Source organism: Ralstonia mannitolilytica (assembly GCF_000954135.1).
In the GTDB taxonomy this organism is placed as follows: Bacteria; Pseudomonadota; Gammaproteobacteria; order Burkholderiales; family Burkholderiaceae; genus Ralstonia; species Ralstonia mannitolilytica.
The window spans coordinates 1,363,789-1,378,231 of record NZ_CP010799.1 but is presented as its reverse complement, the minus strand read 5'-3'; the positions used below and the strand labels follow the sequence as shown (position 1 = coordinate 1,378,231).

Below are 14,443 nucleotides of genomic sequence, written 5' to 3'. Positions count from 1 at the left end.
GCCAATCAGCGCTGCACTTGCGCGGCCGCATCCACAACGGTCAGGGCCGTCATGTTAAGGATGCGCCGCACGGTGGCCGACGGCGTGAGGATGTGCACCGGCTTCTTCGCCCCGAGCAGGATCGGCCCAATGGCGATGTTGTTGCCGGCGGCCGTCTTGAGCAGGTTGTACGCGATGTTGGCGGCATCGATGTTCGGCATCACCAGTAGGTTCGCTTCACCTGCGAGGGTGGAATCCGGCACCAGCGAGTTGCGCAGCTTTTCGTCCAGTGCGGCGTCCCCGTGCATTTCGCCGTCGACCTCGAGTTGCGGGGCACGTTCGCGCAAGATGGCGAGCGTTTCGCGCATCTTGACCGCCGACGGCGCCTCTGACGAGCCAAAGTTCGAGTGCGACACTAGCGCGACCTTCGGTTTGATGCCAAAGCGGCACAGCTCCTCGGCGGCCATGATGGTGATCTCCGCCAACTGCTCCGCCGTCGGGTCGATATTGACGTGGGTGTCGGCCAGGAAGATCTGACGCCCCGGCAGCACCAGACCATTCATTGCGGCGTATACGCTGTTCGTGCCACCCAGGACCTGGTCGATGTAACGGAGGTGCGCGGCCGTGTTGCTGACCGTGCCGCAGATCATGCCATCGGCTTCGCCCTTGTGGATCATGACCGCGCCGATGAGCGTCGAGCGGCGGCGCAGTTCGAGCTTGGCGTACTGTGGCGTCACGCCCTTGCGCGCCATGAGCTTGTAATAGGTTTCCCAGTACTCGCGGAAGCGCTGGTCGTGTTCGGGGTTGACCACGGTGAAATCCACGCCTTCGCGCAGGCGCAGGCCGAAGCGCTCGATGCGGTGTGCGATCACGCCCGGGCGGCCGATCAGGATCGGGCTGGCGAGCTTTTCGTCCACGACGATCTGGACGGCGCGCAGCACGCGCTCTTCCTCGCCCTCGGCAAAGATGATGCGCTTGTGCTCCATCGGCACCTTGCGGGCCGCCGAGAAGATCGGCTTCATCAGCGTGCCCGAGTGGTAGACGAACTGCTGCAGGTGCTGGCGATAGGCGTCCATGTCTTCGATCGGACGCTGCGCCACGCCCGAAAGCATGGCCGCCTGCGCCACGGCCGGCGCGATCTTGACGATCAGACGCGGGTCGAAGGGCTTCGGGATCAGGTATTCGGGGCCGAAGGACAGATCCTGGATGCCGTAGGCGGAGGCGACGATGTCGCTCTGCTCCTGGCGGGCCAGCTCGGCCACGGCGTGCACGGCGGCAATTTCCATCTCACGCGTGATGGTCGTCGCGCCCACATCGAGCGCGCCGCGGAAGATGAACGGGAAGCACAGGACGTTGTTGACCTGGTTCGGGTAGTCCGTGCGACCCGTGCCCATGATGACGTCGGGGCGCACTTCCTTGGCCAGTTCCGGCAGGATTTCCGGGTTCGGGTTGGCCAGCGCGAAGATGATCGGCTTGTCGGCCATGCGCTTGACCATGTCCGGCTTGAGCACGCCCGCGGCCGACAGGCCCAGGAAGATGTCGGCGTCGTCAATGACTTCGGCCAGTGTGCGCTTGTCGGTCTTCTGCGCAAAGTGGGCCTTGTCCGGGTCCATCAGCTCGGTACGGCCTTCGTAGACGACACCGGCCAGGTCCGTCACCCAGATGTTCTCGCGCGGCAGGCCGAGGTCGACCAGCAGGTCCAGGCACGCCAGCGCTGCGGCGCCCGCGCCGGACGCAACCAGCTTGACCTTCTTGATGTCTTTGCCGACCACCTTGAGGGCATTGGTGATGCCCGCGCCCACGACGATCGCCGTGCCGTGCTGGTCGTCGTGGAAGACGGGAATCTTCATGCGCTTGCGCAACTCGCGCTCGACGAAGAAGCACTCGGGTGCCTTGATGTCTTCGAGGTTGATGCCGCCGAAGGTCGGCTCCAGCGAAGCGATGATGTCGACCAGCTTCTGCGGGTCTTTTTCGTTGATCTCGATGTCAAACACATCGATACCGGCGAATTTCTTGAACAGGCCCGCCTTGCCCTCCATCACCGGCTTGGAGGCTTCCGGGCCGATGTCGCCCAGGCCCAGCACGGCGGTGCCGTTGGTCACCACGCCCACCAGATTGCCGCGCGCGGTGTAGCGGAACGAATTGGCGACGTCTTCGACGATCTCTTCGCAGGCTGCGGCCACACCCGGCGAATAGGCCAGGGCCAGATCGCGCTGGTTCGACAGCGGCTTGGTCGGCGTGACGGAAATCTTGCCCGGCGTCGGAAACTCGTGGTACTCCAGCGCGGCCTTGCGCAAGGCGGCGCGTTGCTGCGCCTTGAGTTCTTCATCCGTGCGGGCGGGCTGCTGAGGCTGGGTATCCACCGTGGTCATGGGTCTCTCGTATCGGGTGGCCAGCGCGCACGCCGGCCGTCGCATCTAGCGGGCCGCCGGGAAACCCTCACGAGCGTCTCGGGATAGGCCGATATCCGGCCCTAGGTCCGCCTCCTTGGGCCCGTCATTTTATATAGTGAAAACTGATCTCACAACGGGATTTTGGGTGGGACTGCTGTGCGCATTCGCTACAATATTCCACCGCCTTGCCACGGCACCATCGGGCTTGCCCCACTTCCTTCCAACACCGCTGCCGTGCCCACATCCGCCGCGCCCTCCAACTCCGCCGATCTGACCGCAGAATTGTCGGAATTCGGGCTGATCCGCCGTTATTTCACGCGCCCCGCGCGCCGTGCCACGCTGGGGGTGGGCGACGACTGCGCCCTGCTCGGGCCGCGCCCCGGGCATGAACTCGCCATTTCGACCGATATGCTGGTCGCCGGCCGCCATTTCTTCGCGGATGCGCAGCCACGCGCACTTGGACACAAGGCGCTGGCTGTGAATCTGTCGGACCTGGCCGCCATGGGCGCGGAGCCTCGTGCGTTTACGCTGGCATTGGCGCTGCCCGACGCGAATCCCGCGTGGCTCGGCCCATTCTCGGAAGGGTTGCTGGCATTGGCGGACGCGCTCCATTGCGAGCTGATCGGCGGTGACACCACGCGCGGTCCGCTCACGCTCAGCCTGACCGTCTTTGGTGATGTCCCGGCCGACGTCGCACTGCGCCGCGATGCTGCCCGCCCAGGCGACGATGTGTGGCTTTCGGGCACCGTCGGGGATGCGAGGCTCGCACTGGGCGCGCTGCGCAACGAATGGCCGCTGCCACCCGGGGCGCTGGCCCAGGTGCAGCCGCGCATGGACATGCCGACGCCGCGCGTTGCACTGGGCCTCGCGCTGCGGGGCATCGCCCGGGCGGCGCTCGATGTTTCCGATGGGCTGCTCGGCGACCTGGGCCACATCCTGGCGCAATCGCGCGTCGGGGCGACGATCGACGTGGCGCGCGTGCCGCGCTCGGCGACGCTGTCTGCGCAACCGGCGGCGCTCCAGTTGCAATGCACGCTCGCCGGCGGGGACGACTACGAGCTTTGCTTCACCGCGCCGGCTGAGGCGCGCGGTGCCGTGGTGGCTGCCGGCCGGCAGGCAGGCGTGGCCGTCACGCGCATCGGCCGCATCGAAGCCGAAGCCGGGCTGCGCCTGGTGGACGCGCACGGGGCGCCGGTCACTTTCACGCACGGCAGCTTTGACCATTTTTCTTCCGCATCATGATGTCTTCTGCACCGTTTCCTCCCTCCAACCCGCCGGGCCAGCCCGAAGCCGTGATCCTCGAGGCAGGACAGACCGCGCAGGTCCGCCGCCCCACCGCCCGCTTCATGTTCGGCCATCCGGCGCGCATCCTGGCGCTCGGTTTTGGCTCGGGCCTCTCGCCGGTGCTGCCGGGCACGATGGGGACGCTGTATGCCTGGCTCATCTACGTGGTCTTGGCGCGCTGGATCAGCGGGCCGGCCTGGCTCGCGATTGCCGCCGTGGGCTTCGTGGTCGGCATCTGGGCCTGCGCCCGTACCGCGCGCGACCTGGGTGTGGCGGACCACGGTGCCATGGTGTGGGACGAAATGGTGGCGTTCTGGCTCGTCCTCGCCTTCGTGACGCCGACCACGCTGGGCGGGCAGTTTGCCGCGTTCCTGTGGTTCCGCTTCTTCGACATGGCCAAGCCCGCGCCCATCCGCCATTACGACCGCACGCTCAAGGGCTTTGGCCTGCGCGGTGGCTACGGCGTGATGGTCGACGACATTCTGGCGGCCTTCTACACGCTGCTCGTATTTGCGCTCTGGCGCTCGATCTGAAGTCTTTGAAGTCCGAAGTCCGGAAGGTATTGCAATGGCTGAATCCCGCGCACTGGCTCAACTGGCCGAACTGGTTGGCGACACACTCCACAAGCGCAGCCTGATGATGGCGACGGCCGAGTCGTGCACCGGCGGCCTCGTGTCGGCCGCGATCACAGATGTGTCAGGCTCGTCGGGATGGCTCGAGCGAGGCTTCGTGGTGTATTCCAACGAGGCCAAATCGCAGATGCTGGGAGTGCCGGCGGCGCTGATCCGCGAGCACGGCGCGGTGAGCGAGGCCGTCGCGCGCGCCATGGCCGAAGGCGCTGTGCTCAATAGCCGCGCCCAGATGGCGGTGGCGATTACCGGCGTGGCCGGCCCGACCGGCGGCACGCCCGACAAGCCGGTCGGCATGGTCTGCTTCGGCTGGAGCAACCGGCTGCAGACACGCGTGGAGACACGTCACTTCAAAGGCGATCGCAAGCAGGTGCGGCTGCAAGCGGCGGAGCACGCCCTGCGCGGCCTGCTCGACTTCCTGGACGCAGCCGAGTCCTGACCGCTTCAGTCGGTTGGATGATCGGGCCGTCGATGCGGCGCGTGGTCGTGTTCCGGCTGGTGTTCGTGATCGTGCTCGTGGCGACGGTCGCGATCGTGATCGCGGCGCGTCGTCTCATGCTCGTGGGTGTCGTCGCGCTCTTTCTCGAGCTTGCGGTCCGGATCCTTGCCCGTCTCGTCCCGGTGGGTACCGGCCACAGGCGGATGTGGATGCGTGGTCATGGCGTCCTCGCTCTCACAGCGACCGGGCCGGGAACCCGGCTCAGTTGCGGAACTGGTTGATCTGGTCGCGGGTGTGTTCCGCGACGCGCCGGGCGGCATCGGCGAAATCGCTGTCGCTGCTCGCGTACAGGATCGCGCGCGACGAGTTGATCATCATGCCGGTCCCGTCGGCAGTGCGGCCAGCGCGCACGGTGGCCTCGATATCGCCGCCCTGGGCGCCGATGCCCGGAATCAGCAGCGGCATGTCGCCGACGATCTCCCGCACCTTGGCGATCTCCTGCGGAAACGTCGCGCCCACCACCAGGCCCATCTGGCCGCTGGTGTTCCACACATCGCGCGCGCGTTCGGCCACGACCTGGTAGACGGGGCGGCCGCCCGTTTCCAGGAACTGCACATCGCTGCCGCCCGCATTGGACGTGCGGCACAGCACGATCACGCCCTTGTCGGCGTGCGCCAGGTACGGCTGCATGGAGTCGAAGCCCATGTAAGGGCTCACGGTGATGGCGTCGGCGTGATAGCGCTCGAAGGCTTCCTTCGCGTAGTGTTCGGCCGTCGAGCCGATGTCGCCGCGCTTGGCATCGAGGATGACCGGAATGCCCGGATAGGCCTCATGGATGTAATTGATGAGCTGCTCGAGCTGGTCTTCCGCGCGCTGCGATGCGAAGTACGCAATCTGGGGCTTGAATGCGCAGACGAGGTCGGCGGTGGCATCGACGATGGCACGGCAGAACGAGAAGATCGCGCCGCCCGTGCTGGTGAGCGACGCCGGCAGGCGCGCCGGATCGGGATCGAGCCCGACGCACAGCAAGGAGTTGTTGCGCTGCCAGGCGGCAGCCAGTTGTTCGGTAAATCGCATGGTGTCGGGAAGGTGAGGACGCGGCCGGGCTGCCGCATGACTTCGCTCCATTTTACCCGCGGGGCGGCCAGGTGGCGGCATCATCCTGGCGTCGCATCCATCCCACGCGTGCGGGCCGAGTCACGGTTTCTGGCTGATTCCGCCGTGTCTTTACGCTACACTCGGCGCGATTTTTCGCCCCGCTGTTCAACGCCCCGCTCCAAGGAAGCTCCGCATGATCAACCTGTTCGTCGTGCAAAAAGGCCGTCTCGCGCAGGAACAGGTCGAAGACCGCAGCGAGTTGCTGCAGCACAAGCCGATCTGGATCGACGTGATCGACCCGGATGACGAAGAACTCGCCTGGATCAAGGAAGCCTACGGCGTCGTGCTGCCCGAACTCGAGCAATTGGGCGACCTGGAGGCTTCCGCCCGCTACTTTGAAGGCGAAGACGGCCACATCCACATCCGCACCGATTTCCTGCTCGACGAGGAGACCACGTCCCGCAACGTGCGCGTGGCGTTCGTGCTGACCAAGGATGTGCTGTTCTCCATCCACGACGAAGACCTGCCCGCGTTCCGCCTCGTGCGCATGCGGGCGCGGCTGCGCCCGGGGTCGGTACGCAACGCGAAAGACGTGCTGATGGATCTCTACGCCACCGACGCGGAATATTCGGCGGACTCCATCGAGGAAGTCTACGAACGGCTGGAGGACGCCAGCAAACGCGTGCTGGCCGATGAGGTGACGGACGCCGCCGCCGCCGACGTGCTGGAGATCATCGCCCGCGTGGAAGACCTGAACGGCCGCATCCGCCGGAACGTGATGGATACGCGTCGCGCCGTGTCGTTCCTGCTGCGCAGCCAGCTGCTGTCGACCGATCAGCAGGACGAGGCGCGCCAGGTGCTGCGCGACATCGACTCCATCGAGAACCACACGGCGTTCCTGTCGGACAAGGTCAACTTCCTGATGGACGCCACGGTCGGTTTCATCAACATCAACCAGAACAAGATCATCAAGCTGTTCTCGGTGGTGTCGGTGGCGCTGATGCCGCCCACGCTGATCGCCTCGATCTACGGCATGAATTTCAAGGTGATGCCGGAGCTGGAGTGGGCTGAGGGCTACCCGTATGCAATCGGGCTGATGATCGTGTCGGCAGCGATTCCGCTGATCTACTTCCGGCGCAAGGGCTGGCTCAACTGAACCGGCGCGTCAGTCCGGCAGCGTGGCCGAGCCCATCCGGTTGGCAATGATGGTCGCCTTGCGCGTGAAGTTCACGTGCACATTGGCGCAGTAGCTCTTCTTGTCGAAGCACTTGGGTGCCGGCAGCGCCGCGGCGAGGCGAGCCGCCTGGCCCACCGTCAACTGCGAGGCAGGGCGCTTGAAGTAATGCTGGGCAGCGGCCTCGGCGCCGAATACGCCCTCGCCCCACTCGACCGAGTTCAGATAGATCTCGAGGATGCGCTCCTTGTCGAGCCAGAATTCGAGCATCCACGTGATGAGCAGCTCCTCGCCCTTGCGCAGGTAGTGGCGCTCGCCCGAGAGGAACAGGTTCTTGGCCAGTTGCTGCGTGATGGTCGAGCCGCCCGCGACGACACGGCCGCGCTTCTTGTTCTTCTCCCAGGCGTCGAGCATGGCGTCGACTTCCCAGCCGCTGTGCGAGACGAAATCCGCGTCTTCGCTGGCGATGACGGCCCGCTTGAGGTTGCGCGAAATCTGGTCGTAGTTCACCCAGCGATGGTCGATCCTGCAGGTGAAGACGTTGGCGCCGCACAGGCGCATGCGCTCCGCACGCATGAACGAGGTGGACGAGGGATTGAACACCTGCCAGCTCGCGATGGCAGCGAAGAAGTACAGGTTGAGCGCGACCACGCCCGCCACGAAACAGCCGATCACGTAGCCGAACCAACGCATCATCGCGGGTCTTCGCTAGGGGGCGGTTCAGCGTTGCGTGCGCGCGGCCACCGCGGCTTCGCCCTGCAGGCCTTCACGCATGGCGTGCAGCACCGGCGCGGTTTCCGGGCGCACGCCGCGCCAGACGAGAAACGACTCCGCGGCCTGCTCGACCAGCATGCCCAGTCCGTCCCACGCACGCGTGCCGTTGCGCTTGGCGAACTCCATGAATACCGTCGGCCGCGGCCCGTACATCATGTCGTACGCCAGCGCGTTGGGCCCGAACACGGTGGTCGGGATCGGCGGCACCTCGGCCTGCAGGCTGCTGGCGGTAGCGTTGATGATGACGTCGAACACGTCGTCGACACCGAGCTGGTCATAGCCGCTGCCGATGAGTTCGACTTCGTGGAGCTTGGCGGCCGCCTCGAAGCGCTCCGCCAGCATGACTGCGCGGTCAGCGGTGCGATTGGCAACGAACACCCGTGACGGCTTGTGCTCCAGCAGCGGCAGCAGCACGCCGCGCGCCGCGCCTCCGGCGCCGAGCAGCAGCACGCGCTCGCCTTCCAGGCTGTTGCCGATGTTGTGCGTGATGTCACGCACCAGGCCCACGCCGTCGGTGTTGTCGCCGAAGATCTCCTCGCCGTCGAACTTCAGTGTGTTGACCGCGCCTGCGGATTGCGCCCGCAGCGACAGCGACGTCGCCATCCCATATGCATCGAGCTTGAACGGCACGGTCACATTCAGCCCGCGTCCGCCTTCGCGTACGAAGTTCTGCACGGTCTCTTCGAATGCGATGAGCTCGGCATAGATGCGTTCGTAGCGGATGTGCTGGCCGGTCTGCTGCGCAAACGCGGCGTGGATGGTGGGCGACTTGCTGTGCGAGATCGGGTTGCCGATCACGCCATAGCGATCCGTGGGCGGCGCGCTCGCGGCGGCGAGAATCGCGTCTTGGAACGAAGACTTGGACGACGACATCAGCGGGTCTGCAGGTGCGTTTCGAGCCCTGCCCGGGTGAACTTGAACGTGGCGACCACATCCTGGATGTCGACGCGCTTGCGCATCTCGGCCGGGAAGCTGCCGAACGGGGCCGACGAACGGACGATGGCGATGGCCTGGCGATCGAGCGCCGGGTTGCCGGAGCTCTTGGCAATCTCGATGCCCTCGATCTTGTAGCCGTCCTGGTTGTAGCCAAGCTGGCCATCTCGGTTGATGCTGATCACGACAATCAGTTCGCCGTACAGCGGGTGGCCGTTCTGGCTCGGAAAGTTGGCGGTGCCGCGCGTCTCGATCTTGCGGCGCACGGCATCGTAGTAGCGGGCGTAGTCGACCTGGCGGGCGCTGGCGGCGGTCAGCACGTTGCGGCGCGGGCGCTTGGCGTAGTGCTCGAGATTGCGGTCGATCTCGGCCTGCAAGCGGGCGATTTCGTCTTGAGTGGTGCGGTCGTCGGTGCCGTTGGTGGGCGATGGCTGCGGACGCTCGCCCGGTTTGACCTGGCGGTCGTTGACCAGCGGCGCGCGCTCCTTCGATTGCGTCAGCAGGCGGCGCTGCTCCTGCTCCAGATACTCAAGGCGGCGCTGCGTAAGCTTGATGGCATCGCCGGTCTGTTCGTTGGTATCGGCCGGCAGCGGCGTGGTGGCGCGCTGCTGGTCGAACTCACCGCCGCCGTTGAGGTTGACCTGCGCCACGGCCGTCGCCTTGGCCGGCGCCGTGGATGACTTGGCATTGACCAGCACCACGTCCAGCCCCGGATCGTCGCGCTTGATGTCGAATGCCTCCGGCGCTACCACGCGCACGAACAGCAACAGAACGTGCACGGCCAGCGACACCACCAGCGCCTTGGTGAGCGTACTGCTGCCGGACCAGTCCGGGCGGTTTGCAAGGGCGGCCATGTCGAGGCGGTTCCTGAGCGATGCGCGAAGAAAAAAGCTGACTGCGATTGTAGTTATGCGGCCGCGGGCGTTCCACCGGTCTCGCCATCCTGCGGCGGCGGCGCCACAGCTGTCTCGGCTTCGGCATGCGCCTCTTCCCCATCGGCGCCAGGTTGTGGTTCGGCCGGGGCTTCGGCCAGTTCTTCTTCCATCGCCTCGGCTTCGGCTTCGGCGTCCGCGGCAGGCGCAAGGATTTCCACCACGCGGCACGACACCTCCAGGCCGATCTCATCGGTGTCCAGGATGTCGAGCACGACGTGCGTGCCGCGCGCGGCCTGTGCCAGTTCCGGCACCTTGGTCACCAGCGGAATCTCGGCGAAGCGCACGGCGCCGTCCTTGAGCACCACAGCCGGCATGCGCGTGCGGTTTTCCTGCTTCAGCCAGCGCAGGCACCAGTAGCGCTCCATGGTCGACTGATGATCGGCGTAAGCGGCGTAGGTCGCTTCGAAATCGGCCACGGCGGCCAGCAGGTCGGCGTCTTTGGGCTTGAAGGGCGCAACCAGCTTGGCCGTGACGCCATGCTGCGCCACCGCAGCAATCTGCCACTGATTCACGAGGTCGACGTAGCGGCGCAGCGGCGACGTGCTCCACGCGTATTGCGCCACGCCCAGGCCCTCGTGCGGCGCGGGATACGTCTGCATGCGCGTGCGGTGCATGCCCCACGCCTTCTGCGTGCGATAGATGCCAGGCACGCCGGCGTCCGCCAGCATGCGACCCCACGTGCTGTTGGCCAGGATCATCAGCTCGGCGACGATCTTGTCCAGCGGCGAGCCGCGCTTGCGCTGCTCGATGCGTACGCGCTCGCCGCCGCCTTCGGCCTCGGGGATCGGGTCGATGTAGAACGAGTAATCGCCCCGCTGCGCACCCTCGGGTTTCAGGCCACTGGCAATGCGTGCCTGCTGACGCGCGTCGTACAACGCGCAGGCAAACGGCCACAGCACAGCCAGCTCCGCCTTGAACGGGTACTCGCCCGAGCCTTCGGCCAGGGCCTCGGCGGTGATGACCTCCTCGAGCAGGTTGTGGCGCAGGTTGGCCGCCACCGTCACAGATTCGCAGCGCGTCTGGCTGGCGGTCACCGTCCACGTGGTACGGTCGACCGTCACATACAGCGACAGCGATGGGCACGCGCGCCCTTCCTGCAGCGTGTAGCGATCGACCACCGATTCCGGCAGCATCGTGATCTTGTCGCCGGGGAAGTACACGGTCGACAGGCGCTGGCGGGCGATCGCATCGAGCGCATCGCCGCGCTGGATGCCGAAGCCCGGCGCGGCGATGTGGATGCCGATGCGCACCGTCGTGTCGTCGATCGGCGTGACCGAGATGGCGTCGTCGATCTCGGTGGTGGTCACGTCGTCAATGGAGAACGCGCGCACATCGGCCGCCGGCAACTCCAACGCCGGTTCCGGCACGGCTACCTCCGGAAAGCCGGTGCCCTTCGGGAAGCACTCCGAGAGGAAGCGCGCTTCGTGCAGCGCGCGCGCATTGGCAATGCCGCCGACCGCCACCATCAGGCGCATCGGCGACAGGCCCAGCGCCGTGCATGCCGCATCGAGCGCCTTGTATTCGAGGCTGTTCTTGTCCGGCTTGAACAGCAGCTGCAGCGTCTTGCCGCGGAACGCTTCAGGCAGGCGCATGGCCTTGAGCTCGGCCTCGTATTCGGCCTGCAGCGCGGCTTGCTGCTTCTTGCGCTCGAGGCCTGCCAGCGCGGCCTTCAGCTGATCTTCCGGCGCACGCTGGTACCGGCCGCGGCCCTTGCGGCGGAAGTAGATGGGTGCGCCATGCAGCGCGAGGGCCAGCGCCGCTTGCTGGGTGGCATCTGCCCCGGCGCCGAAATACTCGGCCGCCAGATCGGTAAAGCCAAACTCATCGGCGGGGGCGCACTCCCACAGGAAATCCAGATCGATCTCTGTCGACAGCGCCTGCGCAGCCTGCGACAGCTCGCCCGCCGACGGCTGGGCGAACTGCAGCAACACGTCCCGGGATTTGACCTTGGTGCGCTTGGCACTCGGCAACTCGACCTGGTAGGCCTCGCCCTGTTGGGACAAGACGGTGCCCGCGCGGATCTCGCCGCCTTCTTCGAACAGCAACTGCATGGATTTGTCTGGATCGCGGCACGAACGCAATGTCTGGCCGCTCTGAATGAGGTGGAATCGCCACACCCGAAGCGTGTGCGGCAACGAAAAGTTGGGGCCGATGATACCGCACTGACCGGGCCCCGCGCCCGCGAAATGCGCCTACCGCGGCGGGTGAAAAGCCGCCAGCGCCGGCAGGAAAACTTCCGTCACCAGCATCGCACTGGCGCCGCGCCGGAACACCGACCGCCGCGCCGGCAGACGCCCACTCCTGGCGACCGGTGCGTCTCCCAGGGCATCGTCTGCGCGACGTACCAGCGGATGCCGCGCGTCAAGCAGCGCAAACTCGAACGCGCCGCGCTCGACCCGCGGATCGGCAAACAGCGAATGGCCGAGCGGCTGCGTGCCAAGCGCCTTCAGGAACGGCCAGTCGAGCGCCACGCTGCGGGGATGCACGACGGTGTGCGCATAGACGACCGGGATGCCGTTGCAGGCGAGCAGTACCTCGCGCACCAGGGTCTCTGCGGGCCCGGTCATGCCGAGACACCGCCATTCGTCCCGCAACGGCATCGCGCGCTTCTGGCCAAGCAGCCGCACCTCGAACGTGGACGAGGCCGCACGCAGCCGTGCCGTCAGCGAACTGGCGCCGACTGCCCAACGCGCCCAGTGCCGGGCATACACGACGGCGGGAGGCAACGCGCGACGCCAGGCGCTACGCGGGTACAACGGGGTCCCGGTCATGTGCCGTCGAAGGGATGCGTCGCCAAGATGTCGGCCGGAACGCCGCAGAAGACGAGCACTTCGTCCATGTAGCGCGCGAAATCGCTGATCCCGTGGTCGCCGCCTTCGATGATGCGCGTGGCCGCGCCGGGGAAGTGGGCCAGCATTTCACGGTAATCCAGCACCTCGTCGCCCGTGGCAGCCAGCAGGTAATAGCGCTCCGGCTGCGTGACGGCCGGCACGGCCAGCGCCCGCAGCTCGTCGAGGTGATGCGGCTCGACGCGAATCGTGCCGCCACCGTGCCACAACGGCTGCTCGCCGACGTACTTGGCAAGATCGCGGTCAGGGCGGGTGGCGGGATTCAGCATCGCCGCACGCAAGCCGTGTCGCTCCGCGAGCCATGTGGCGTAGTAGCCACCCAGCGAGGAACCGATGAGGGCCGGCTTGACGCCGTCACGCGCTTCAAGTTCAGCGATCAACGCCTCGACCTCTTCCAGGGCATGGCGCGGCGAGACAGGCAGCGCGGGGCACACGTAGCGGCCGGCCAGCCCGACAGACGCCATCCGCTTACCAAGCAACTGCGCCTTGAAGGAGCGCGGCGACGAGCGAAATCCGTGCAGATAGACGATGGATGCCAGCATATGCGCTCAGTGCGCCGCGCCGACGCGGGCGGCCAAGGCGTCGAGCAGCTTCTGATGCACCCCACCGAAACCGCCGTTGCTCATCACAAGCACGTGGTCGCCCGGGCGGGCGGCAGCCGTGACCGCCGCCACCAGCGTCGGCAAATCGGAAAACGCAGCGGCGCGCTTGCCCAGAGGCGCCAGCGCGCCGGCGAGGTCCCAGCCGATGGCGTCCCGGCCATCGGCGGCGCCGAACGCGAACACCTGGTCCGCGCCGGCGAGGCTATCCGGCAGCTGCTGCTTCATCACTCCCAGCTTCATGGTGTTCGAGCGCGGCTCCAGCACAGCGAGGATGCGGGCATCGCCCACGCGCCGGCGCAGGCCTTCCAGCGTCGTTCGGATGGCGGTGGGGTGATGCGCGAAGTCGTCGTAGACCGTCACGCCGTCCACGGTACCGCGCACCTCCATCCGCCGCTTCACGTTTTCGAAGCGCCCCAGGCTTTCAATGGCCTGCGCGGGCGGCACGCCGACGTGGCGGGCTGCAGCAATGGCAGCCAGGCCGTTCATGCGGTTGTGGTCGCCTTGCAGCGCCCAGCGTACCCGGCCCTGCGGTTGACCGTGGAACACCACGTCGAAGCTGTCGTCGGCGCCAAGGTCGGAGATGTTCCACCCTGCTACGTCTTCTGCGCCGAAATGCTCGACTTCCGACCAACATCCGCGCTCAAGTACGCGCTTCAGGCTATCCTCGCGGCTATTGACAAGGAGTCGCCCCTGGCCCGGCACCGTGCGCACGAGGTGGTGGAACTGCGTCTCGATCGCGCCAAGATCGGGGAAGATGTCAGCGTGATCGAACTCCAGATTGTTGAGGATGGCCGTGCGGGGACGGTAGTGGACGAACTTGCTGCGCTTGTCGAAGAACGCCGTATCGTATTCGTCCGCCTCGATGACGAAAAAGTCGGATTCGGTCAGCCGCGCAGACACACCGAAATTGCGCGGCACGCCGCCCACCAGGAAACCGGGCTGGTAGCCGGCGTCTTCCAGGATCCACGCCAGCATCGAGGTCGTCGTGGTCTTGCCGTGCGTGCCGGCCACCGCCAGCACCCACTTTTGCCGCAGCACGTTGTCGCCCAGCCATTGCGGGCCCGACACGTAAGGCAGGTTGCGGTCGAGGATGGCCTCCATCAGCGGGTTGCCGCGCGAAACCACGTTGCCGATCACGTACAGATCGGCGCCGACCGACAGCTGCCCGGGGTCGAACCCCTCGATGAGTTCAATGCCCTGCGCCTCGAGCTGGGTGCTCATCGGCGGATAGACGTTGGCGTCGCAACCCGTGACGCGGTGGCCGGCCTGACGGGCGATCAGGGCAATACCGCCCATGAAGGTGCCGCAGATTCCAAGGATGTGGATATGCATGGGAGACGTCTCGACTTCGTTG

The 14,443-nt window shown here is 66.4% G+C and carries 14 protein-coding genes; 4 read left to right on the top strand and 10 right to left on the bottom strand.

The genetic code is table 11. The annotated features are described in order from the left end of the window. Nucleotides 1–5: 5 nt before the first annotated feature. On the bottom strand, nucleotides 6–2,351 hold the full coding sequence (locus tag TK49_RS06550) for an NADP-dependent malic enzyme (protein ID WP_045785994.1): 2,346 nt from the start codon (nucleotides 2,349–2,351) through the stop codon (nucleotides 6–8). A 255-nt stretch (nucleotides 2,352–2,606) separates the two neighbouring features. On the opposite strand from TK49_RS06550, the gene thiL reads away from it, so the two are divergent. Genes thiL through TK49_RS06535 form a run of 3 tightly spaced genes read left to right on the top strand, consistent with a single transcriptional unit; the run spans nucleotide 2,607 to nucleotide 4,724 of the window. Continuing rightward, nucleotides 2,607–3,614: a thiamine-phosphate kinase gene (thiL, locus tag TK49_RS06545; protein ID WP_238587551.1), complete on the top strand. Its 1,008-nt coding sequence runs from the start codon at nucleotides 2,607–2,609 to the stop codon at nucleotides 3,612–3,614. Continuing rightward, nucleotides 3,611–4,189, top strand: a complete 579-nt coding sequence (locus TK49_RS06540; RefSeq protein WP_045785992.1) for a phosphatidylglycerophosphatase A family protein — start codon at nucleotides 3,611–3,613, stop codon at nucleotides 4,187–4,189. The genes thiL and TK49_RS06540 overlap by 4 nt, the downstream gene beginning before the upstream one ends. A gap of 34 nt (nucleotides 4,190–4,223) precedes the next feature. Further along, nucleotides 4,224–4,724 carry a CinA family protein gene (locus tag TK49_RS06535; protein WP_045785991.1) on the top strand — a complete coding sequence of 167 codons (501 nt, stop codon included), beginning with the start codon at nucleotides 4,224–4,226 and terminating at the stop codon, nucleotides 4,722–4,724. Nucleotides 4,725–4,729: 5 nt separating this feature from the next. On the opposite strand, the gene TK49_RS24050 is transcribed toward TK49_RS06535, so the two are convergent. Beyond that, nucleotides 4,730–4,945, bottom strand: a complete 216-nt coding sequence (locus TK49_RS24050; RefSeq protein WP_082062858.1) for a metal transporter — start codon at nucleotides 4,943–4,945, stop codon at nucleotides 4,730–4,732. 40 nt (nucleotides 4,946–4,985) lie between these two features. Then, a complete protein-coding gene (gene pyrF / locus TK49_RS06525) occupies nucleotides 4,986–5,801 on the bottom strand; it encodes an orotidine-5'-phosphate decarboxylase (RefSeq protein ID WP_045785989.1) in 816 nt (271 codons plus the stop codon). A 214-nt stretch (nucleotides 5,802–6,015) separates the two neighbouring features. Between pyrF and corA the strand changes: the two genes are divergently transcribed. Next, a complete protein-coding gene (gene corA / locus TK49_RS06520; RefSeq protein WP_045785988.1) occupies nucleotides 6,016–6,978 on the top strand; it encodes a magnesium/cobalt transporter CorA in 963 nt (320 codons plus the stop codon). A 9-nt stretch (nucleotides 6,979–6,987) separates the two neighbouring features. On the opposite strand, the gene mtgA is transcribed toward corA, so the two are convergent. The 7 genes from mtgA to mpl form a co-directional block, all read right to left on the bottom strand. Beyond that, a complete protein-coding gene (mtgA, locus tag TK49_RS06515) occupies nucleotides 6,988–7,692 on the bottom strand; it encodes a monofunctional biosynthetic peptidoglycan transglycosylase (protein ID WP_045785987.1) in 705 nt (234 codons plus the stop codon). A 24-nt stretch (nucleotides 7,693–7,716) separates the two neighbouring features. Beyond that, nucleotides 7,717–8,643, bottom strand: coding sequence for a shikimate dehydrogenase (aroE, locus tag TK49_RS06510; protein ID WP_045785986.1), 927 nt, complete (start codon nucleotides 8,641–8,643; stop codon nucleotides 7,717–7,719). Next, on the bottom strand, nucleotides 8,643–9,557 hold the full coding sequence (locus TK49_RS06505; RefSeq protein WP_045785985.1) for an energy transducer TonB: 915 nt from the start codon (nucleotides 9,555–9,557) through the stop codon (nucleotides 8,643–8,645). Before TK49_RS06505 ends, aroE begins: the two co-directional genes overlap by 1 nt. Before the next feature lie 53 nt (nucleotides 9,558–9,610). After that, the gene (locus TK49_RS06500) at nucleotides 9,611–11,689 is read right to left on the bottom strand and encodes a ribonuclease catalytic domain-containing protein (RefSeq protein WP_045785984.1); all 2,079 of its coding nucleotides are present in this window, start codon (nucleotides 11,687–11,689) and stop codon (nucleotides 9,611–9,613) included. 141 nt (nucleotides 11,690–11,830) lie between these two features. After that, a complete protein-coding gene (locus TK49_RS06495) occupies nucleotides 11,831–12,409 on the bottom strand; it encodes a chorismate--pyruvate lyase family protein (RefSeq protein ID WP_045785983.1) in 579 nt (192 codons plus the stop codon). After that, nucleotides 12,406–13,029: a YqiA/YcfP family alpha/beta fold hydrolase gene (locus TK49_RS06490; RefSeq protein ID WP_045785982.1), complete on the bottom strand. Its 624-nt coding sequence runs from the start codon at nucleotides 13,027–13,029 to the stop codon at nucleotides 12,406–12,408. The genes TK49_RS06495 and TK49_RS06490 overlap by 4 nt, the downstream gene beginning before the upstream one ends. Nucleotides 13,030–13,035: 6 nt before the next feature. Continuing rightward, nucleotides 13,036–14,421 carry a UDP-N-acetylmuramate:L-alanyl-gamma-D-glutamyl-meso-diaminopimelate ligase gene (mpl, locus tag TK49_RS06485; RefSeq protein ID WP_045787776.1) on the bottom strand — a complete coding sequence of 462 codons (1,386 nt, stop codon included), beginning with the start codon at nucleotides 14,419–14,421 and terminating at the stop codon, nucleotides 13,036–13,038. Nucleotides 14,422–14,443: the final 22 nt, after the last annotated feature.